At 57.9% G+C, this 280-nt stretch carries 1 tRNA gene; it reads left to right on the plus strand.

Annotation, left to right across the window (positions count from 1 at the left end):
• The first annotated feature begins 204 nt into the window (after positions 1 to 204).
• Positions 205 to 278: transfer RNA gene (locus tag QN378_RS23370), tRNA-Asp, on the plus strand.
• The last annotated feature ends 2 nt before the right edge of the window (positions 279 to 280 follow it).

The raw sequence follows: 280 nt of genomic DNA on the forward strand, positions 1-280 counted from the left end.
CGGTAGTTCAGTCGGTTAGAATACCGGCCTGTCACGCCGGGGGTCGCGGGTTCGAGTCCCGTCCGCTGCGCCATATTTTTTAGATCGGCTTGTACGGTCTGAGACTGGAACGCTTTCAGAGCGGTCCTTTTAGGGTTTCACTGAAACAGGCATCCGAAGGTCTGTTTCGAAAAAGAGTTAATCGGATGGAAGTCCGAGCGACACGCAGCGGTAGTTCAGTCGGTTAGAATACCGGCCTGTCACGCCGGGGGTCGCGGGTTCGAGTCCCGTCCGCTGCGCC

It is taken from the genome of Pseudomonas sp. 10S5, assembly GCF_035019745.1.
Classification (GTDB): domain Bacteria; phylum Pseudomonadota; class Gammaproteobacteria; order Pseudomonadales; family Pseudomonadaceae; genus Aquipseudomonas.